The organism is Bacillus sp. EB106-02-03-XG38 (assembly GCF_058792175.1).
The window spans coordinates 747,797-767,690 of the sequence record NZ_JBYTED010000001.1; the positions used below are offsets into that span (position 1 = coordinate 747,797).

General features: G+C 35.0%; 32 protein-coding genes and 1 pseudogene. 28 read left to right on the forward strand and 5 right to left on the reverse strand.

All coding sequences use genetic code 11. From position 1 onward, the window contains the following. Positions 1–59: 59 nt before the first annotated feature. The 4 genes and pseudogenes from tenA to AC3WTI_RS03740 all read left to right on the forward strand — a co-directional run. The gene (gene tenA / locus AC3WTI_RS03725) at positions 60–749 is read left to right on the forward strand and encodes a thiaminase II (protein WP_097841054.1); all 690 of its coding nucleotides are present in this window, start codon (positions 60–62) and stop codon (positions 747–749) included. A 454-nt stretch (positions 750–1,203) separates the two neighbouring features. Then, positions 1,204–1,500: a heterocycloanthracin/sonorensin family bacteriocin gene (locus AC3WTI_RS03730; RefSeq protein WP_087956601.1), complete on the forward strand. Its 297-nt coding sequence runs from the start codon at positions 1,204–1,206 to the stop codon at positions 1,498–1,500. A gap of 577 nt (positions 1,501–2,077) precedes the next feature. Then, on the forward strand, positions 2,078–2,455 hold the full coding sequence (locus AC3WTI_RS03735) for a nucleoside 2-deoxyribosyltransferase (RefSeq protein ID WP_253621716.1): 378 nt from the start codon (positions 2,078–2,080) through the stop codon (positions 2,453–2,455). Further along, a pseudogene (locus AC3WTI_RS03740) lies at positions 2,451–3,115 on the forward strand (N-acetylmuramoyl-L-alanine amidase C-terminal domain-containing protein); the annotation flags it as partial. The gene AC3WTI_RS03735 and the pseudogene AC3WTI_RS03740, both read left to right, overlap by 5 nt. Before the next feature lie 69 nt (positions 3,116–3,184). Here the strand turns inward: AC3WTI_RS03740 and AC3WTI_RS03745 are convergent. The 3 genes from AC3WTI_RS03745 to AC3WTI_RS03755 form a co-directional block, all read right to left on the reverse strand. After that, positions 3,185–3,613, reverse strand: a complete 429-nt coding sequence (locus AC3WTI_RS03745; RefSeq protein WP_087956603.1) for an SMI1/KNR4 family protein — start codon at positions 3,611–3,613, stop codon at positions 3,185–3,187. 277 nt (positions 3,614–3,890) lie between these two features. Further along, on the reverse strand, positions 3,891–4,391 hold the full coding sequence (locus AC3WTI_RS03750) for a YxiF family protein (protein WP_087956604.1): 501 nt from the start codon (positions 4,389–4,391) through the stop codon (positions 3,891–3,893). Positions 4,392–4,405: 14 nt separating this feature from the next. Continuing rightward, the gene (locus AC3WTI_RS03755; RefSeq protein ID WP_257127473.1) at positions 4,406–4,636 is read right to left on the reverse strand and encodes an HNH/endonuclease VII fold putative polymorphic toxin; all 231 of its coding nucleotides are present in this window, start codon (positions 4,634–4,636) and stop codon (positions 4,406–4,408) included. A gap of 273 nt (positions 4,637–4,909) precedes the next feature. Here AC3WTI_RS03755 and AC3WTI_RS03760 point away from each other — a divergent pair, with 273 nt between their 5' ends. After that, on the forward strand, positions 4,910–5,611 hold the full coding sequence (locus AC3WTI_RS03760) for a pPIWI_RE module domain-containing protein (protein ID WP_492304303.1): 702 nt from the start codon (positions 4,910–4,912) through the stop codon (positions 5,609–5,611). 38 nt (positions 5,612–5,649) lie between these two features. Here AC3WTI_RS03760 and AC3WTI_RS03765 read toward each other — a convergent pair whose 3' ends face one another. Then, complete coding sequence (locus AC3WTI_RS03765; protein ID WP_492304304.1) at positions 5,650–6,759, reverse strand: site-specific integrase; 1,110 nt, start codon at positions 6,757–6,759, stop codon at positions 5,650–5,652. Between the two features lie 309 nt (positions 6,760–7,068). Here AC3WTI_RS03765 and AC3WTI_RS03770 point away from each other — a divergent pair, with 309 nt between their 5' ends. From AC3WTI_RS03770 to AC3WTI_RS03785, 4 genes are all read left to right on the forward strand, one after another. Continuing rightward, positions 7,069–8,226: an exosporium leader peptide-containing protein gene (locus AC3WTI_RS03770; protein ID WP_492304305.1), complete on the forward strand. Its 1,158-nt coding sequence runs from the start codon at positions 7,069–7,071 to the stop codon at positions 8,224–8,226. Between the two features lie 642 nt (positions 8,227–8,868). Next, positions 8,869–10,020, forward strand: coding sequence for an AimR family lysis-lysogeny pheromone receptor (locus AC3WTI_RS03775; protein WP_492304306.1), 1,152 nt, complete (start codon positions 8,869–8,871; stop codon positions 10,018–10,020). Positions 10,021–10,057: 37 nt separating this feature from the next. Further along, positions 10,058–10,204: a complement C1q protein gene (locus AC3WTI_RS03780; protein ID WP_098289236.1), complete on the forward strand. Its 147-nt coding sequence runs from the start codon at positions 10,058–10,060 to the stop codon at positions 10,202–10,204. 156 nt (positions 10,205–10,360) lie between these two features. After that, the gene (locus AC3WTI_RS03785) at positions 10,361–10,489 is read left to right on the forward strand and encodes a hypothetical protein (protein WP_255289965.1); all 129 of its coding nucleotides are present in this window, start codon (positions 10,361–10,363) and stop codon (positions 10,487–10,489) included. Between the two features lie 38 nt (positions 10,490–10,527). Here AC3WTI_RS03785 and AC3WTI_RS03790 read toward each other — a convergent pair whose 3' ends face one another. Beyond that, positions 10,528–10,881 (reverse strand): helix-turn-helix domain-containing protein, encoded by a 354-nt coding sequence (locus tag AC3WTI_RS03790; protein ID WP_098289237.1) that lies wholly within the window; start codon positions 10,879–10,881, stop codon positions 10,528–10,530. A gap of 217 nt (positions 10,882–11,098) precedes the next feature. Here AC3WTI_RS03790 and AC3WTI_RS03795 point away from each other — a divergent pair, with 217 nt between their 5' ends. From AC3WTI_RS03795 to AC3WTI_RS03885, 19 genes are all read left to right on the forward strand, one after another. After that, positions 11,099–11,290, forward strand: a complete 192-nt coding sequence (locus tag AC3WTI_RS03795; RefSeq protein ID WP_073535962.1) for a helix-turn-helix domain-containing protein — start codon at positions 11,099–11,101, stop codon at positions 11,288–11,290. 56 nt (positions 11,291–11,346) lie between these two features. Beyond that, positions 11,347–11,622 carry a helix-turn-helix domain-containing protein gene (locus tag AC3WTI_RS03800; RefSeq protein WP_492304307.1) on the forward strand — a complete coding sequence of 92 codons (276 nt, stop codon included), beginning with the start codon at positions 11,347–11,349 and terminating at the stop codon, positions 11,620–11,622. Continuing rightward, entirely contained in the window at positions 11,615–11,770 is a 156-nt protein-coding gene (locus AC3WTI_RS03805; RefSeq protein ID WP_176373010.1) for a hypothetical protein, read from the forward strand. The genes AC3WTI_RS03800 and AC3WTI_RS03805 overlap by 8 nt, the downstream gene beginning before the upstream one ends. Then, a complete protein-coding gene (locus tag AC3WTI_RS03810; protein WP_492304308.1) occupies positions 11,767–12,087 on the forward strand; it encodes a hypothetical protein in 321 nt (106 codons plus the stop codon). The genes AC3WTI_RS03805 and AC3WTI_RS03810 overlap by 4 nt, the downstream gene beginning before the upstream one ends. After that, a complete protein-coding gene (locus AC3WTI_RS03815) occupies positions 12,088–12,303 on the forward strand; it encodes a YqaI family protein (RefSeq protein ID WP_492304309.1) in 216 nt (71 codons plus the stop codon). 72 nt (positions 12,304–12,375) lie between these two features. Then, on the forward strand, positions 12,376–13,911 hold the full coding sequence (locus AC3WTI_RS03820; RefSeq protein ID WP_492304310.1) for an AAA family ATPase: 1,536 nt from the start codon (positions 12,376–12,378) through the stop codon (positions 13,909–13,911). Then, entirely contained in the window at positions 13,904–14,818 is a 915-nt protein-coding gene (locus tag AC3WTI_RS03825; protein ID WP_492304311.1) for a RecT family recombinase, read from the forward strand. Before AC3WTI_RS03820 ends, AC3WTI_RS03825 begins: the two co-directional genes overlap by 8 nt. Beyond that, a complete protein-coding gene (locus tag AC3WTI_RS03830; RefSeq protein ID WP_492304312.1) occupies positions 14,815–14,988 on the forward strand; it encodes a hypothetical protein in 174 nt (57 codons plus the stop codon). Before AC3WTI_RS03825 ends, AC3WTI_RS03830 begins: the two co-directional genes overlap by 4 nt. 4 nt (positions 14,989–14,992) lie before the next feature. Next, positions 14,993–15,877 (forward strand): DnaD domain-containing protein, encoded by an 885-nt coding sequence (locus AC3WTI_RS03835; RefSeq protein ID WP_492304313.1) that lies wholly within the window; start codon positions 14,993–14,995, stop codon positions 15,875–15,877. After that, the gene (locus AC3WTI_RS03840) at positions 15,831–16,640 is read left to right on the forward strand and encodes an ATP-binding protein (protein ID WP_492304356.1); all 810 of its coding nucleotides are present in this window, start codon (positions 15,831–15,833) and stop codon (positions 16,638–16,640) included. Before AC3WTI_RS03835 ends, AC3WTI_RS03840 begins: the two co-directional genes overlap by 47 nt. 5 nt (positions 16,641–16,645) lie before the next feature. Beyond that, the gene (locus AC3WTI_RS03845) at positions 16,646–16,819 is read left to right on the forward strand and encodes a hypothetical protein (protein WP_492304314.1); all 174 of its coding nucleotides are present in this window, start codon (positions 16,646–16,648) and stop codon (positions 16,817–16,819) included. Continuing rightward, positions 16,816–17,322 (forward strand): YpiB family protein, encoded by a 507-nt coding sequence (locus AC3WTI_RS03850; protein WP_492304315.1) that lies wholly within the window; start codon positions 16,816–16,818, stop codon positions 17,320–17,322. The genes AC3WTI_RS03845 and AC3WTI_RS03850 overlap by 4 nt, the downstream gene beginning before the upstream one ends. Positions 17,323–17,336: 14 nt before the next feature. Then, on the forward strand, positions 17,337–17,783 hold the full coding sequence (locus tag AC3WTI_RS03855; protein WP_492304316.1) for an MFS transporter: 447 nt from the start codon (positions 17,337–17,339) through the stop codon (positions 17,781–17,783). After that, positions 17,773–18,036, forward strand: coding sequence for a hypothetical protein (locus AC3WTI_RS03860; protein WP_492304317.1), 264 nt, complete (start codon positions 17,773–17,775; stop codon positions 18,034–18,036). Before AC3WTI_RS03855 ends, AC3WTI_RS03860 begins: the two co-directional genes overlap by 11 nt. A gap of 2 nt (positions 18,037–18,038) precedes the next feature. Beyond that, a complete protein-coding gene (locus AC3WTI_RS03865) occupies positions 18,039–18,311 on the forward strand; it encodes a head-tail connector protein (protein ID WP_492304318.1) in 273 nt (90 codons plus the stop codon). After that, on the forward strand, positions 18,308–18,607 hold the full coding sequence (locus AC3WTI_RS03870; protein WP_492304319.1) for a phage head closure protein: 300 nt from the start codon (positions 18,308–18,310) through the stop codon (positions 18,605–18,607). The genes AC3WTI_RS03865 and AC3WTI_RS03870 overlap by 4 nt, the downstream gene beginning before the upstream one ends. Next, positions 18,600–18,968 carry an HK97 gp10 family phage protein gene (locus AC3WTI_RS03875; RefSeq protein ID WP_492304320.1) on the forward strand — a complete coding sequence of 123 codons (369 nt, stop codon included), beginning with the start codon at positions 18,600–18,602 and terminating at the stop codon, positions 18,966–18,968. The genes AC3WTI_RS03870 and AC3WTI_RS03875 overlap by 8 nt, the downstream gene beginning before the upstream one ends. Beyond that, positions 18,965–19,294, forward strand: a complete 330-nt coding sequence (locus AC3WTI_RS03880; protein ID WP_492304321.1) for a hypothetical protein — start codon at positions 18,965–18,967, stop codon at positions 19,292–19,294. Before AC3WTI_RS03875 ends, AC3WTI_RS03880 begins: the two co-directional genes overlap by 4 nt. Further along, on the forward strand, positions 19,295–19,891 hold the full coding sequence (locus tag AC3WTI_RS03885; protein ID WP_492304322.1) for a major tail protein: 597 nt from the start codon (positions 19,295–19,297) through the stop codon (positions 19,889–19,891). Positions 19,892–19,894: the final 3 nt, after the last annotated feature.

The following is a 19,894-nucleotide window of genomic DNA, read 5'->3' on the forward strand; positions in this document are numbered from 1 at the left end:
TACAGAATTAATAATGGTGGGTAAATACTTAAATTTTATACATAGTTGGAGGGATTTAAATGACTTTTTCACAATCATTACGTAAAGAAGTAGATTCAATTTGGGAAGCTAGTTTTCATCATCCTTTTGTAAAAAAACTTGGTGAAGGAACGTTAGATTTAGCTAGTTTTCGCTATTACGTACTTCAAGATTCATATTATTTGAGTCATTTCGCTAGAGTACAAACTTTAGGAGCTGCAAAAGCACAGGAATTAGAAACGACAGCTCGTATGGCACACCATGCTCAAAATACATATGAAGCAGAATTATCTTTACATGAGAATTTTGCGAAGAAACTAGGGATTACACAAGAAGAAAAAGATAATTTTATTCCTGCTCCAACTGCATACGCATATACTTCACATATGTATCGTGCTGCGTATGAAGGACATTTAGGTGATATCATTGCAGCAATTTTACCTTGTTATTGGTTATATTATGAAATTGGTGAGCGTTTAAAAGAGTGTCAGCCAGAAGAACCAATTTATAACGAATGGATTTCTGCTTATGGATCTGATTGGTTCCGTACATTAGTTGAAGAGCAAATTACACGTTTAGATGCAATAGCTGAAAAAGTAACAGAGGCAGACCGAAATCGAATGAAACAGCACTTTATTATTAGCAGTCAATATGAATATTCATTTTGGGAAATGGCCTATACTTTAGAAAAGTGGCCAGTGAATACAGAAATAAAAGATGTAATTAGATAATGAGTAGAGGTATTGCTATTTACAGTTATGAATAATACTTATGTTATGTATTTGATTTCACAAAAGAAGTATCGCAAAAAGACGCATCAATCTAAGTGCGTCTTTTTCAGTTTATCCCGCTTTAATGGGCAGTAAGACCCCCACCTCAAAATGCAGCGAAAGCAAAGAAGTTAGGTGGGGTCGGACTGCCCATTAAAGTCCGATTGGTGAGGGCTAATAATCAGTGGGGATGAAGAAAACCCCCACTGATTAAAGTTTTACTTTATAAAAATGAGTCCGTGGAAAAATAACCTAAAAATAGGTACATGAACAAGGTGCATCATCTAGTGATAGGTCATATTTTGTAGGTGTACGTATTGAACTTAGTTTATAGCGCTATTTCTATTTAAATTTAACAGACAGAAATATAGGAAAGCGTCAAAAGATTTAAAGTTAATAAACGGAGGTCATGAAAATGAATCAGTTTCAACAAGAACTACAAGCGTTAAGCCTTAATGATTACCAGTATGGAAATGTTGTGCATTGGGACCAGCAAAACCAATATCCATATTACTATATTGAAGATGCTGCTCGTCGCTGTGGCGGCTGTGGTGGTCGCTGTGGTGGTTGTGCAGGTCGCTGTGGTGGATTCCGTTGTTTTGGTTGCTTCGGTTGTTTTGGTTGTTTTAATTGTGGAGGTTGTGGCGGCTGTGGTAGTTGCTCTAATTGTTTTAATGGTACTTCTGATGCTATTGTAATATATGAATATTGACTATGAATATTAATATAAAATATTAGTTTTATACATGTACATGCCGACAAAGAATATAGTGCCATCACTAGTGGATATATTCAATCATTCAAGTAAAAGAGTAACTATAATATATAGGTGTAAATTAAGATAGTCAGCACAATTAACTAAATACTTGTAAAAAAAGAAGCCCCGTAGAAAATGGAAAAGAGTAACTCTTACTATACTCTTTGTTCATATAGTATAGGTTTGTTAGCGGAAATCCAAGACTCTTTATATTGAGAAATAAAGAAGAATTATTTTAAAGAGTCTTATCTTTTTTTCATACACTAAAGAGAACCTAGCAAAAGCTAACTACTCGAATGAAGGGAATAAGAAACTGTATTTTGTATTAGAGACAGAATATTTCGTTTTATTGAAGGGATAGATATTCATATTTATTTAAATAAACGATACTCTCATTGTAATATACGGAATACTTAAAGTTTATAAGAGTGAAAGAAGGTAAAGGTGGTATGGATAAAAAGAATACCAGGGAGTTAGGGTTTTTATAGCAAGTCCATTTTTTAATGATGAACAACTTAACAGGGTAAAGAGACTGGAACATGCGCTTAGTAACAATCCTTTTGTTGCAGATATTTTTTCAGCCAGGTTTTATCAACATGAACATTTAACTTTTGGATCTATGGAGTGGAAAACTGCAGTTTTTCATAATGATTTAAAATATTTAAGAAGAGCGGATGTAGTAGTGGTAATTCATGATTTTGTGAATGGATGTGTAGATAGTGGTACGGCTTTTGAAATTGGTTACGCATATGCATTCCAAAAGCCTATTATTTTGATAAAAGAAAAAGAAAGTATACCTAATCTTATGTTAGTTGAAAGCTTACATGCTTATCTGACAAACATAGAAAATATTGTGACATATGATTTTATTAATATGCCACGTATTCCATATGAAGGGCCGCTGGAGTGAAGTGAAGCAGCACAACATTCCTTTTGGTAATTATGCATTTTGCCGCTTTGTTTCCATTGCTGATGCGAAGAAAGAAGAGCAAGACTTCTGGGGAGACGGGGGGATAAGAGCGCTAATATTTGGGTTGCAGATGTAGAAGTGAAGACAATGGATGATATGAGAGTGGGGAAACAAGTTTTTATCGATGAGTTATACCGTTTAGGTGCTAAGAAAGTTGGTTTATATGTCGGTCATCATATGTATGCACCTTTTGGTATGGCGAACGTAAAAAGTGATTTTGTATGGATTCCGCGTTATGGCGGTAATAAGCTAGCATATCCTTGCTATATTTGGCAGTACACGGAAACAGAAAATGTACCAGGTATCGGTAAGTGTGACCTGAATTCGCTTGTTGGGAGCAGGTCATTGTCTTGGTTTACTGGAGCAGTGCAAGAGCAAGTTCAAATAACTAAACAAAATATCATCCAATCAGGAGCATTTTCAAGAGAGTATATTGAAGATGTTATGGGAGCATTGACATCGTTAAAAATGACAGCTAAGTTTATTTTACAACCTGATGGGTTAGCATATTTTATTTCTGATCCAACTTCAGACGCTCAATTAAATGCGATGAAGGAGTACCTTAATCGTAGAGATTGGTGGTATGAGTATTTGAAGTAAAACAAAAGGATAGCTTAATCAAAAATAACAGCCGACTCGAAATAAATGAGTCGTCTGTTATTTTTTTAACTATGACAACAATTCCTCTACTCCGACACCATCTATTAACAATGCTTTTAATGAAGGAGCTATTTTAATTGCTTCTTCAATATCTAAATCTCCAAAATCCACTGTATATAATCCGAATCCTTCTTTTCCATCTACATATAATAATGCTTTTCCACCTTCATCATCACCGATTGCCAGTGAATTTGGTATATATTTTTGAATATCATGTGCTTCATTCATCTCTATGCAATCAGTAGGGCCCCAAATACGTATGTAAAGTTCATTTTGTACATTAATCTCTGCATTTGTACAATTTTGGATTACTTCTAAATAATCTAATGGTACATCTATTGATGAGAACTTTTGTAATTCTTGAATGGCCTCTTTACTCGCTGGTGATTCCTGAGCTTCTAATGTGAAGGAATCGTTTAATTTTTCTAGAATATTCATTAATAATCAATCCTTTCATACTCTTGGGTGGTATGATGTTAAGTGAGATTTACTATGTAATAGCAAATAAAGCCTATGTGTATGTGAGATAAGGTGAAAAAGGCTCTTAGTTAAGAGAACCTTTTTATCTATCTCCAACGCCATTCTATTTCATTTGAATCAAAGTAGACGGCAGGTATTCCAATTCCCTCTAATTGATTATTTTTAGATACAAACCAATTGTTTTCATCCAATAGGATTGGATTTACATCATCTGAAGGTGGATTATTTTTATAATTTAGATTTTCGTTATTCCCCACATACTGAATTCATAATGATATTCCGTTCTTTCAATACATACGCCGAATTCTAAATCATCACCAACTAATACAAAATCCGCATACCCAGTTAGAAATCTTGATATGGTTGATAACTCTTCTAAATTATCAAATACTTCAGCAATGTTTAGTTTAACTGCTTCAATTTTACCACCCTTAGAGAAAAAGAGTCTCCCTTGATTAAGTGGAAATTGAATAGTTTTAGCTGTTTCTTTTAACAGCGCGATTGATAGTTTTCTGTTTTCTTCATAATCAGTGTTACCAAAATTTTTTATGTTTGAATTTTGTTCTAGCGTATTAAATAATTCTTTACAAAATAAATCATTAGATTCGGCATCTATAAATGAGTCCATAGAAATCGAAACAATATTAGAAAGTTCGTCTATCAGTTCTTTTCTACTAGCTTTTCTTTTTGCTTTCATTTTTAGAATTTCGATCCGGCTTTTATTCATATTACTCAAAATTTTTCACACCTTTAGTTTCTTAATTTTTTCTTGTATCCTTCATAATCTTCCGGATAATGTCTATGGTGTTGATTATATCTTCCTTTTTCATTATCTGCAGTATGGAAATGGGAACCTTTACCCATTTTATCTTCTCTATGCTCAATTATATACACTTTTTCATTTTTAATATTAGAGTAGTCGCCAGGGAATACAGAAGCGAAAAAGGTAATAGGATAGTGAAAAGACGTTTTGATATACATATGTATGGTCAATACCACTTTTATATTTTTTTGTAAAATTATTGTAAATCCCAAATACAATACGTAACATGTATTGTATAATCTTAATGTAATATATTTATGATATAAAAGGAGGTCTAGGTGTGATAATTTCTTTTAACTTTTATCAGAGTCATGTCATTAATATGTAAGTCGGATAAGCGGTATTTGCTTTTCTTTTAAATAATTAAATTATGTGATGATACTTTAGTTTTATTGAGATCAAGAAAAATGTAGAAAGGAAGTAATCATTTTATGGAAAAATTAAAGTTGTTAACATTTGAAAATATAGTAGAACCTCTTTTAAACGAAAGTGTATCATTTATATATTTTCCTATTGAATGGCTTGATATTGTAGAGATACATTATAAGACATTTTTATTAACAAGTAAGTTGAAACGGTTGAATGAAAGATTATATGATATGTTTTCTGATATATTATTTATTCAGCATAATCCATATGTATTAAATGAAAATACACCATGGATTGTATGTAAAGAACCTATAAGAAAAGAACAACTTGATTATATTTTTCAAAGTTGGTATGAGATTATTCATGATTGGAAACCTAATAAATTAATAGAACCACCAAACTATGAATGGCATTACGATTTAATTTCTAATTTAACAGTATTACAAGATAATGAAATATATTCTAAGTGGGTACCAGCTTTAATTTCACATATTTTTTGTGAACGTCCTTTACAATTAGAAAACATACACGAAGAAAATATATATTTTTCTCCTCTTAGATCACAAAATATTTGTGAGGCTATGTCAGAGCCTATTAAAGACGAAAAAACACAAGATTATTTCGCTTATGTATATCGGTTCGAATGTATAACGCGCGGGGGCGAGAATATTCCATTATTGAATGTTTCAATAGGAATTCGGAGATTTTATCAAGAATATAAGATGTTAAGTCAAACAAACCTTGATATAACAGCGTTTGTTTGACTTGTTTTTATAAAATGCAAACATTTTGCAAACGTAAGTTATCCAAAGATACTTTTACCGAAGTTTTTAACAGCTTCTTCTTGCATATTCGGTAAAACATGCGAATACACACTTAATGTCATTGAAATGTCTGTATGACCTAATCGCTCACTGATAATTTTAGGGTTAACCCCTTGTTTCAATAGTATAGTAGCGTGTGTATGTCTTAAATCATGGAATTTAATTTCTTTTATACCCGCTTTATGTGTCTCTCTAATGAAACATTTTCTGAAATGCGCTTTTTTTATAATTTTTCCAAACTCATTACAATTAATTAAATCTTGATCTTGATAAGCAGAACCAAACTTTAATTTCTCTTTATTAATTAAAATCTTATGTCTTTTTAAGGATTCTATAGTTTCTTTAGGTACAGGAATAGTACGCTTTGATGAATTTGTTTTTGCTGTTTTTTTGATTTTATTGTCATGGCCGGATGTTTGGTTTATCGTAACGGTGTGTTTTTCAAAATCAACGTCCTGCCATCGTAAACCTAGAACTTCTCCCATACGCATACCTGTAGTTATTGCAAGTAGATACCCAATGTGATATCGTGATTCTTGTGAATGCAAAAGAAACTTTTTTACTTCTTCCTCTGTCCAAGTCTGGATAGAGGTTCTTTCTTTTTTCGGTATCTCTGCAAAAGCAGCTGGATTTCGAGAAATAATATTTTGTTTTACAGCAAGATTTAAAGCGCTCTTTAATATTCTATGCATAAGCAGAATAGAATTATTTGCAATACCTTTATTTATAGCAGTTTTATAGCATTTTTGAATGTGCATTACATTCAATTTATGGAGTGTAATCATTCCTATACTAGGTATAACATGTTGGTTAATACATGCCCTATAGACCACAAAGGTACTTCTTTCTATACTCATACTTTTAATTTCTAGCCAATGATTTAGATATTCCTTTAATGTAACTTTAGATGGCTCTATAAAAGTTCCTTCATTTAATTCAGTAATCTTCTTCGCAACATCAGCCTGTGCTTCTTTTTTTGTATTATAACCAGAAAACCACTTTTGTCTTCTTTTTCCCGTCTCTGGATCAGGTCCAATGTCGACCACAATACAATATTTATTTCCTCTTTTTCGAATATGTCCTTTCACTTAAAACACTCCTTCATTTTATTTTGAATTGAATCATGTTGTATAAGTCTAGTTGTAATTTTGATGCTATGAAAATTACAAAGTTGGACATATCAGCGATGGATACATTTTACCATATATGAACAAACTCGATTATTTAAAATGTTGGTTGTTTTTTGCAAAAGTTAATTTTATAAAAGAAATTTGTATACTTAAAGCGATATTTTTATTTCAAAAATTTTATTTGGAATAGTACATCTTATATATATCATATTTTGTACAATTGATGTTTTCTTCATTTACAAATGATTTTTATTTGGAGTGACAAATATGGAGAAGAAAAAGAAATGGGAAGGATTAAAAGCTAACAATCTATCTAGTAGTTCACTGGATTCGAGTTTAATAGGACCTACATTACCACCGATTCCATCATTTACTCTACCAACGGGGGGAACAGGTTCGACAGGCCCAACGGGAGCAAGTGGAATAACAGGTCCGACAGGCCCAACAGGAGCAAGTGGAATAACAGGTCCGACAGGCCCAACAGGAGCAAGTGGAATAATAGGTTCGACAGGCCTAACAGGAGCAAGTGGAGCAACAGGTCCGACGGGCCCAACAGGAGCAAGTGGAGCAACAGGTCCGACAGGCCCAACAGGAGCAAGTGGAGCAACAGGTCCGACAGGCCCAACGGGAGTGACCGGAGTAACGGGTCCTTCAGGAGGCCCGGCAGGCCCAACAGGTCCAACAGGTCCTTCAGGAGGTCCAATAGGTCCAACAGGAGTAACCGGAATAACAGGCCCGACAGGTCCAACAGGAGTAACCGGAAAAACAGGCCCGACAGGTCCAACAGGAGTAACCGGAATAACAGGCCCGACAGGTCCAACAGGAGTAACCGGAATAACAGGCCTAACAGGTCCAACGGGAGCAAGTGGAATAACAGGTCCGACAGGTTCAACGGGAGTAACTGGAATAACAGGTCCAACAGGCCCAACAGGATTTGAATCTGCATTCAGAGCTTTCAAATCTACTGATCAGTCCGTTACAGCTAATACACTGTCTTTAGTAACATTTGAAACTACACAATTCGATTTAAACGGTGAATATGATGGTGTATCAACATTTATACCGCAACAAGATGGAATCTATTTAATTATTACTACTATAATTTTTAGTCCTACTGATGATACTCTAAATTATGTGACGGAAGTATTTATAACAGTTAACAGTACTTTAATAGCGGGAGATGATAGCTTTTTTGGTGGAAATACTGGGCTTTTAAATGCGGTAACAGTTTCTACGATTGTACAATTGAATGCAGGGGATATGGTGCAAGTTCAAGCTGGTAGTACCATAGATGGCGCTATTGCATCTCCGCTTCTTACAAATTTTCAAGCTGCGAGGTTTCCATCACCAGTTCCAAATGCACTTTTCTTATTAAATAATTTATCTGCAGATTTGAGTAAAAGGCCATTTAGTAGAAAATCATAATTATGTTCATTTTTAAAATACCCTAAAGAAAATGGTGAATTTAGATTGAGTTTGTCTATTAAGAATAAGAAAAGCCACTTAGATGAGTGGCTTTTCTTGTTCTTAAATTATGGCATATACAGTTAAAACTAAATGATTACATAATTGGAGATAGTTAAACTTATACAATTGTAGTTCAGGATAGTAGTTTTAATATAAAATCTCAATAGATATTTGTTAACTTTACATCTCTAAAAGAATAATTGAATTTTTGCGATCACTATAGTTACATATAAACTGATTATCAAATGCAATATTGCATATTTTTAACTATCAAAAAACTAGGCGTATATTAATTGCATCAACTTTCTCAAGTATTTTCAGAATATCAGAGAATGGATGTGTGGGTTAATTGTGATAGAATATTCTTAATAATATAATTTAACGGAACGAAAAAGACCCGTAGCGTGTGTAATTGTGCTGGGAACACGCTTACACCGTTTAACCCTAATTGTAGTAGGGAAAACATTTGCCATGAGCCTTTCGGTTACGAGTTTTCATAACGTATACGGCTAGTATAACACAGCTTTTGGATGTAATTCAGCATTAAGGTACGTGTTCATGATAGGGAAGTGTGTCTTGTTCCAATAAGGGGGACAAAGCATGTGGAAAGCTCTAGGTCAAATTGAAAAAGAATTATGTGTAGCTGGTATAAGAAAAAATAAACTAGCAGATCATTGGGGTGTTAAGCCAAGTACTGTTACAAAAGTATTTAAAGGTAGCACAGATATTAGTTTTGGTTTTCTTTCTAAAACAATTATTCTATTAAATAAAGGCATACAAGTACAAGGAAATATATTAAAGAATTATATTGATGTCACAAATCCGAAATCAGAGAATTTACGTGAAGCGATGGAGGACTTAGCTTTAAGAGGTAAGTTCGATCTTTTGATTGAAGTAATAAATAGTGAATTACAGTCTAAGGTGTCTGAAAATAAAGAATTTGCTAGTGTGTATCGGATTATTTATAAACGATATATCGGTGAGTTGAATGCCAAAATGTATTATAAAGCGTTGCATATAGCAAGCAAATCAGTGAAAACAATTGAGATGGAATTGTTAACTGAAATTTTATTATGTCAAGCGCAATACCAAATAGGAAATTATACGGCTTTAAATGAGCGTCTGAAATCAATAGAAACTAAAATTGATAAAATTAGTAATAAATATCTTCGTGAGTGCTTCAAATTACGTTACAGAGAAGCGATTGCTGTTACTTCATTGCAAGGAGGAGAAGTAGATGAAGCAAGAAACGTTTGTATTAAATTAATAGATGATCTTGAGTGGGATAACTATTTTTCTTTTCCAAAAGTAAATGCGTACTTAAAGCTAGGTGAATCGTATGTTTTCTCAGTAGGTGAATATGAGAACTCAAAATATTACCTAGAGAAAACATTACAAGTGATTGGTGATAGAAAAGTTGAAACTGTAGAGAAGAAGAAAGAAATGGTGCAACATACATTATCATTTTTAAAGATTCACCATGACAAAGAAATTAGTGATATAGATGTTGTACATCCAAGTGAGCTGGCATATTTAATGATTAAACAAGGTAATACAATAGGAGCGAGGGAAATGTTAAATCAAATAAAAAGTTCTACAGGTGAATTAACAGACATACAGACCGCTTATTTAGCTTTAACATATGAGGGAGCTAAAAGAGAGGAGTTAATGAAACAATCTCTTCTAATGTGTCAAAAATCAGGAAATATATTTTATTCGAATTTACCGAAAATTCACTTGGGTTTAATTTGAATATTTGGTATAATTATCATCGGAAAGAGGGGATTAGATGAAAAAATTAATTACAATTATTCCTGTACTATTATTAGCAACTACACTAGTTGTTAACACTGATTCTGTGAAAGAAAAGCCTAGTGCAAATGATTCGAAACCAGTAGTTCAGCAAATGATGGTTGACCCTGGTGGCGGTTGGTAAGATCCAAAATATAGGTTTACATATATAGATTTAAAATGACATCGTCTTAATTGGCGGTGTCATTTGTAGTTTTAAGGGAGATTTCCTTTTTAGGTTTATGAACAAAAAAGAAATTTATGTAAAAAAATAACAAAAATGATAAGGGGATAAGAGAAGATGAAGAGTAAAGATGGGGAAGTTAATCTGATAAAAAAAGCGCTTTTACTTCTGCAAGAAGAAAATAATCCGAAAGAAACATTATTATCTATTTGTTTAAGTGAACATGAAAGTGAAAAAGCAATGTAAAAAAGACTATCTAATTTTTTTCGGATAGTCTTTTTTTATTAAATATTCCCTTTAGCTTTTTCGTAATTCACAAACATTTCTAGTTGTTCTAATGCTTTTTTTCGTTGTTCTTCAGGTAGATTATTTATGATTTGAAGAATTTCTTGAGCCTCTTCTGTAAGTTGTAGATCTTGATCTGCTGTTAAATCTGGTGAATCAGATAATCCTAACAGGTAATCAGTAGTAACTTTTAAAAAATTTGCTATCTTTTGTAGTGTACGTATACCTGGTTTCTTTTTTCCCTCAACATAGTTATAAACAGAAACATGACTAACGCCAATCGCATCAGCTAATTGTTGTTGGGAAATCCCTCTTTTATCAATTAGTGATTTTAGCCTCTCATGATTAAACATAATAAAAACACCCCAAGTTTATTTTCTCTATTTTATATGAAATTATTTCTTCTTTATTACTGTGATAGTGTCACAGTGCTACACTGTCATTATATATTAACTATCAGTTAAGTGGGAAGATAAAATTTTTTAAAAGAAATTTAATAAAACACTTGAACTTAACCTTTGGTTAAGTTATTATAAGTTTAACAACAAAAACGGAAGAGAGGAGTTGCATATGAAAACTCTAAAACAGCTACGTGTAGAACAAGGATATACATGTAAGGAAGTAGCTGAAGCCGTTGGTATTACCGAGGTATATTATTGGTACATAGAAAATGGCAAACGCCGTCCTTATTATGACCTAATTGTTAAAATTGCTGAGTTTCTAAAAGTAAAACTAGATGCAATTAAAATTTTTTGTCCGTAACTTAACTAATAGTTAAGTTGGAGTTGGTTAAGTTAAATAGAAGGGAGCAAAACAAAATGGGATTAGATCAAATTATTAAAGAATCAATCCGTGAAGTGATTCGTGAAGAAATCAGATTAGCATTAGCTGATTTACACCAACAATCACATCCAAACAAGGTATTGCGAGTGAAAGAAGCAGCTGCTTATCTCAACATTGCAGTTTGCAGAGTGTATGAACTTGCAAACCATCCGCAGTTTCCGGTTATCCGAGAAGGGCGCAAATTACTCTTCTTACAAAAAGATTTGGAAGCATGGTTAGAAGCGCAAAAGGAGGAACCGTACGTTGGTTGAAAGTACATTCAGCCTTTTAATCACAGCGGTGGTTATCGTGTCATTCGTGGGTGGCGTAGCGCTATTTGATACATTTGCAAAACTTATCAACGAGAACGAGCAGCTCAAGCAAGAAAATAAGCAATTAAGGAAGGTGAAAAGAATATGAGCATTACTGCGCCAGTTTTACAAAAGGACATGCAAAAGAAACAGGTGTTAGATGAGTTCTTAAAATATTGTAATCAAATGCAAATTGAAGCATTAAGAACACATGATGAAAAGTTATTACGTGAGTGGGTAAAGGAAGCGCGCCTGGCAAGAAGAGAACTCGCAGCACTGTATAGAGAGAAAGAAAAGCACGATGTAGAACGTGAAAGGGATCGTAAAAACATTCTAAAGGTGATTAAGCGGTTAAAGAGTCAGGGAATAAATGCGGATTTGGTAGAAAGAGCGCATTACATAACTCTTTGCGAGGAGGTGAGTTAGATGATAGATAATCCGATGTCGATGCACAATGGATACGGAAAAGCGGATCCACAAGAACAAATGATAGATCATCCAGTTGAGGATGTATTAGGTAATGAAATTATGACAGGCGATGAGATTTTAATCGCACCAGATGGTGAAGTAGTTTTAAGGGATAGCATTATGGATTACATGATTACGCAGCTTGGATTTGAGAAGAAAACCGCAGGGGAATAAAAAAGAACCCACGGACATGGGTTCCCTTTAAAAAGATAAGTTAGGGCTAGTATATCACAAGGAGGAAACAAAATGCATATTCAGTTTAAATCTTTGTCTATCATGAATTTCAAGAATCATTCAAATTTACAAATTTTATTCGGGGATATTACATCAATTGCAGGTAGAAACGGTGCAGGTAAATCAACAATTGCTGAAACGATCACTTGGGTGTTATTTGGTACAGATCCATTCGGAACAAAACTTGATCCAAAACCAATCGGTGATACCGAAGCAGAAACAGTTGTTGAGCTTTTAATTGATGTAGACGGAAAAGACATTTTAATTGGCCGAAAACAAAAGAAAACAGCAAAGCACTTTATCAATGAGGTACCAAAGAAAGCGAAAGAGTTCGAAGCCTGGGTGGAAGCGTTGATTGATAAACAAGCATTTTTATCGCTATTTAACCCTAACTTTTTCAGTACACAGCACTGGCAAACGCAGCGAGAACAGCTTCTCACATATGTAAGCGAACCATTAAAAGCAGAAGTGTTTGCTGAATTACCTAAATTGCAGGTTGAATTACTCGAACAGAAATTGAAAAAACATCCACTCGAAGACTTACAAAAAGTGCATGCAGAACGAAAGAGAACACATGAAAAATCATACGAACGTGCAAGCGAGCGCGTTATTACCTTACAAGAACAACTGAATAAACAAAAAGAAGAACAGCCAGAAACAGATATAGAAGCCGTTAAACAAAAACTAGCGAAATTACAGGCAGAACGTTCCGCAATCGATGAAAAAGTTCGCGCATCACAGAAACAGCAATCTGCATATACGCAAATACAATATCAAATTGAAGGCGTTAAGCAAGAAATTGAAAAGCAAAAAGAAGTGGTTTTTGCTATCAAAGCGGAACAGGTGCAAGAGTCTTGCTATACATGTGGACAGGCGTTGCAAGGTGAAGCGCTAGATAAAGTAAAGCAAAATCGAATTGATCGTTTTGAACAAGCAAAACAACTCGGGAAAAGTATGGTAGCCAAACACAAAGAATTAGCGGAACAGTTCAAACAATTATCGCCAGTTGAAGTGGATTTAACGCAAACGAGCGAGCTAGATAGTCAAATCTTCTCACTAAACGCGACATTGAAACAAGTTCATAGCTTAGAGATTTTACAAAAAGAAATTGATGAAGCAACAGAAACCAAAGAACAGATTCGAAAAGAGAAAAATGAGTCTATTGTATTGCTCGATGCAATCAAAGATTTCCGTACCAAACGCAGTGAGTTAATGGTGAAAAAGATTCAAGCGTTATTTAAAACAATTGATGTACAACTGTATGAAACGCTGAAAAACGGTGAGGAACGTGCGACATTCGAAATATTGATGGATGGTAAGCCGTATAGCCGATTAAGTACGGCTGAAAAAATTAAAGCAGGCTTGGAAGTAATTGAAGTGTTGAGCAAGCAATCAGAGCTTATCGTTCCAACGTTCATTGATAACGCGGAAAGTATTTTACACTTTGAAAAACCAGTTGGCCAGCTGATTGTGGCACAGGTTCAAGATACGGAATTTACGGTTCAAGCAAAAACAATTGAAAACAAGGAGGAAGTAATCAATGGCTAATCAAGTAGCAGTTTCGAATACACAAGCGGTGGTAGGAAGTTTTACTCAAAGTGAGTTGGATACATTAAAAGGCACAATTGCAGCAGGTACATCAAATGAACAGTTCGCTTTATTCGTTCAAACTTGCGTAAATTCTGAACTGAATCCATTTTTAAACCACATCTTCTGCATTGTATATGGCGGTAAAATGAGCATTCAAATTTCTGTTGAAGGTGTGCTTCACCTCGCGAGACAAAAGAACGGCTACAAAGGAATTGATGTTCAAACGGTTCATGAAAATGATGAGTTCGATGCAGAACGATTAAACGAAGGGGAATGGGTTATAAAAAATCATAAAGTGAAATTCCCTCGAGGGCAAGTGGTCGGATGCTATGCAGTAGCGCAGCGAGAAGGGTTTAAAGATGTAATTGTACTGATGGAAACAAATGAAGTGGATCACATGAAGACGGGTAATAACAAGCACATGTGGAACAACTGGTACAACGATATGTTCAAAAAACATGTAATGAAACGAGCTGCAAAATTACAGTACGGTATCGAAATTAATGAGGATGAGTCGGTTGGTTCTAATCCAGTAAATCAAGTAGATTCTTATCAGCCAGGCGCAAGGGTAGACATTACTCCAACACAGCTACAAGTTGAAGAAGGCGCAGTGGTTAACCATGATGATGAATTGAAAAACAAATGGTCTGCCATTAATGAAAAGTTGAAAGAGTACGGCATGACGAAAGATGATCTAAAAATAATTATTAAAGAAAAATTTAACATGAAGCCTAATGATCTATCTTTACAACAGATTACAGCCCTTTCTAAATTCATCGACTTAGAACATGTGAATCGCCAGAAGGAAGAAGCGATTGAAGTTGAGCAGTTTGGAACGGATTTTGATATGGATATTGACGAATGAGGAATAAATCAAAGGTGCTTCTCTCACACAAGTTGTGGGAGAAAGCACAATCAAAAGATGAATTAAAACAGTCGATTGCACGTTATATACAAACTGGATATCCAGGTTATCGAATAGAGAAAGTCATTAAGGAAAATGAGTCTTACATCGCGATTTGCACAAGGGGGTAAGTGAATGAGTAAGCTTCTGTTAGATGATGAACCTTTAGTTATTTTACCGAAGTTAGCTGCAGCTATTGGTTTAAATGAAGCGATCATTCTTCAGCAACTTCATTATTGGCTTGAAAAAAGTAAAAACGTGAGAGATGGGTTTCGGTGGGTCTATAACACTTATGAAGAGTGGCAAAAGCAATTTCCGTTTTGGTCTGAAAGTACGATAAAAAGAACTATAAAAAAGCTAGAAGGTCAGCACTTAATTATAGTCGGGAAATACAACAAACTTAAAATCGATAACACCAAATGGTATCGCATTGATTATGAAGTGCTTCAAAATATCGAAAATAACACGACAGGTCAAAATGACCAGACGTGTGATCAAAATGACCAGACGAGAGGCCAAAATGACCAGACCAACGGAGCAAAATGGCCTGGTGGACGGGGCAATATGGACAGGCCATTACCAGAGATTACTACAGAGACTACTACAGATAAAAATGATGATGTAGATAAGCATCCACTGATAGATGAAGAATTTCAAAAAAGTTACAACTACCTTTTACAAAACAACATTCCATTAAGTGAAACGGCAATGCACGATTTGGGAGAGTTTAGTGATGTATTAGGTAGCCAAATCATTATGGAAGCTGTTGATAGAGCAGTGGATCAGAACGCAAAGCGATGGAAATATATTAGCGGTATTTTATTCAACTGGCAAAAAAGTAACGTGAAAACATTGGCAGATGTAATCAAGCTTGATGAGGATTATAAAAACCAAAGAGGTGGTGTAGGAAATGCGACACGTCGGAAACGAACTGGCAGCGGTTATGGTACGAGCAGAAGCTATGAGGAAGAAAATGCAAGCCGAGAACGCAACATGCCAAGCTTCATTAAACGAGTATAGATGTGTAAAATGTCAGGATTCAGAAGTGGTTTTTTACGAAGAAGTAAATCAGTTTGGTATGCGAGTATCTATGCAAAAAGATTGTGAGTGCAAAGCGCAACGAGTAATGGAACGCAGATTGAAAAACGCGATGATTCCAGAAGAATTTACAGACGCTCGGTTTGATTCGTACAAAAGAGAAACAGAAGAACAAAAGCTTTTGTATAGCACGATGGGTAAATACCTACAGAACTTCAAAGAGATCAAGGATACAAAACAAAATAGCCTGGGCTTCATCGCAACATTTGGAGAGTTACGAATTAAGCAATTAGAGCCAGCAAAGCAAGCGCAAGCGAAAAGAGAACATAATAGTTTTGGACTTGGTAAAACACATCTTCAAGTAGCGGCAGCAAAGTATCTCATGAAACGAGGGCATAGCGTACTGCTCATATCAGACGGAACTTTCATGGATGATCTCATTGCAGCCAAGATGATGAATGATGATAAGAAAGAATTTAACCGATTGTTAAACCACGCAAAACAAGTAGAGGTCCTCATCTGGGATGACTTAGGGAAGTCAAAATGGTCAGAAGCGAAAGAGAACCTCTACTATCAAATTATTGATTATCGGTATCGACATAATTTACCGATTTTATACAGCTCTAATGAAGATGATGAAACATTACCTGAAAAGATTGGTTATGCAGCAAAGAGCCGTTTGTTCGGCATGAGTAAACATTATTTAATCGCTGTAGAAGGCGATGATTATCGTGAAAAGGAGTGAAGAAAATGTGCATGACATGCAGTAACACTGGCGTAGTTCATAAAGAAATTTATCCTGGGATGATAACGGTTGAGGGTTGTAATTGTGAGGTAGCAAAGCAGCAGGAAGCTTCATACCAAGAACATTGGGATGCTTGGATACAAAAATTTGAAGGATGGAAAAGGGGGGTTACTGCATGAGCAGCGTGTCGGTTGAGAAAAAGCGTGAGTTTATTGAATGGTTCAAAGAGCATTACAAAATGAAATGGAGAGAGTGCCTTTGGATTCTGGAGTATTTACTGAAAAATGAAGGGGCATTAAAAAGGGTTCATTTTGTAGAACGAGTTAAATTCGATAAACCAATTTCATTGTTTATGTCTACGCAATGCACAAAAACAGTACCATTTAAATTTTATAAAAACAATTTAGTTTCTGATGATCCAGACAAAGCTTTTGATCAGATCCGTTTTAATCAAAAAGAAACAATTTTTATTGAATTAAACTTCGCTGATAAATTCAGATATCCGTTATTCATTGAGGTATTAGAAGGTGAGGTATCTGATGAAACAGATCTACCTTTTACTGAAAGGTTGGAACTAGCACAGGTAGTTAACGATTTAGAAAAACTCGCTAAAGCACAACTTATTGATCATGCACTAGACACAAGAAACGAAGAACTGTTCCGCAAGTTGATTGCGAATTAAGGGGAGGTGGAAGGATGGCGGTCCTTTACAAATTCAAACTCACAACCATTTTCGAACACTGGCCAAATGAAGAATATGTAGTAGCAGAAACGGAAGGAAAAGCAAGATTCCTATATTGGCAAAAGTTCAGAACAAAGTTTCTAACAATGCCAATGGTTGAATTCATGAAGTTTGTAAAGTGCGAGAACGAAGGTGTTTTTGATATAAAACGGATGTACAGTGCGGAAAAGGCTTTTAAGAAAATGCAAAACTTTAGAAACCTACACTTTGCTTACATGGGTATGCGAGTAAACGTAGCTGGCATGTGGGGTAGGATCGTTGGAAACTGGAAAACTAATTTGTTCGTTTTGTTTGATGGGGAAATTGAGAAGCATAACTGCCATCCTCATTGGGAAATTGCTTACTACGATGATGAGGGCAATGTGGTTCGAGATTATCAGAAAGGGGAGTATGCGATATGACAGATTTCGTGATAAGTTCTCTTATGTACATTATAGTGTTGGAGAATCATATAAAACAGATGACAAAGAAAGAATAGACTTCCTACAAAAAGAAGGTTTCTTGGACACTGAACCAGTTGATGATTATAAGCCCGTTGTTCCTGAAATTGTCCATGTCGGTGGAGGATATTATGAACTACCTAATGGGGAAAAGGTTAAAGGGAAAGAAGTGGCACTAAAAGCGTTAGAAGAACTCGACCCAGTTGGTGAATAAACATGATGCTTGAGGTGGTAAAGAAGGCATTGCGTGTTTCACATAATGCTTTAGATGATGAAATTGATGATTTGATTGAAGCGGCCCGAACTGATTTAAAGTTATCTGGGGTTTCTGGTTTCAAATCAAATGATGATACAGATCCGTTAATTAAAAGGGCGATAATTATGTATACGAAAGCTAACTTCATTTCAGATGCTAAGGAGTCGGAGCGATTTCAATTATCGTATAACATGCTTAAAAATCATCTCACTTTAGCAGGTGATTATAAATGAATGATATTTTATATTTTCCAATTGTAATAACTAGCAAAGATGAGTTGAACCAAGTAGAGGTTTCAGAAGATTTTACGAGGCAAGTATTTTGCGAGAAAAAAAGTATTTCTCAAGATGAGTTTTTCAAGGCTGGTCAAAGTGGATTTAAGCCGAAATGTCTATTAATTGTTTATACATTGGATTACTGTGAGGAACAAAAAGTGGAGTATTGTGAAAAAGAGTATAGCATTTACCGCACATATGAAAGGGATGACGAAAGGATCGAACTATATTGCGAGGTGAGATCCGGTGGCTAGTGTAGAAGATTTGACGAGTGAAATCGCTAGAGAATTACAAAGATATGCCCATATTGTAGAAGAAGATATGAAAGAAGCAAAAGAAAAAGTAGCTAATGATCTAGTAAGTGAACTGAAACAGAAAAGTCCTAAAAGCACACGTAAAGATACACGTAAATATGCGAAAGGGTGGAGAAAAAAGAAGGAAGGCAATGCAATTATTGTTCATAATGCATTGAAACCGCAATTAACACATCTGTTAGAAAAAGGGCATGCGAAGGTTGGTGGTGGACGTGTACCAGCTAAAGTTCATATCGCTCCAGCAGAAGAAAAAGCGATAAATGAATTTACTGAACTTGTTGAAAGGGCGATCCAACAATGACATTAGGTGAATTAACAAAGATTCTTGAAGCTACAGGTTACCCTGTGGCTTATTCGAATTTCACAGCAACGCCAGGTAATCCTGTACCAAGTCCTCCGTATATTTGTTTTCTTGCAGATGGCTCAGCAAACCTAATGGCAGATAACAAGGTCTATCACAAAATAAATGATGTAAATATTGAACTTTACACAACTAGAAAAAACTTAGTTGTAGAAGCAAAACTTGAAAAAGTTCTAGACAATCATGAGATTCCTTATGACTCGTATGGGACGTTTATTGAATCTGAGAAAATGTATCAAAAAATATACGAAACGAGGTTGATATAAATGACTAAAGAAAATAAAGTTACGTTTGGTTTGAAGAATGTACATTATGTCCCAATTGATGTTCAAGATTTTTTAGTAAAGTTTGGTACGCCAATCCCGTTACCTGGTGGGGTGGAGCTAACATTTGAGCCACGCGGTGATTTAATTGAATTCTATGCGGATGATATGCTTTATTACGCAGCAAGTAATAACCAAGGTTATGATGGAACGCTATCTATTGCAACTATTCCGGAGCAATTCGCTATTGATGCATTAGGTGAGCAATTCGATGAAACAGACGGTGTATTAAATGAGTTAGCTGATGCCAAAGGGAAATCATTTGCATTACTATTTGAATTCGATGGTGATGTGAACGCAACTCGACACGTTATGTATAACTGTGCAGCGAGTCGTCCAACAATCGCATCTAAAACAAAAACAAATTCAGCTGAACCAAATACAAATGAATTGAAGTTTGTATCTAGTCCAATTGTTTTAGCGCCTGGTGGAAGACCGATGGTTAAAACAAAAACAACCTCTAAAACAACTCAAGCAATTTACGATAACTGGTACAAAGAAGTGTACGTTAAAAAGCCAGCAGCACCAAAAGGAGCGTAAGTA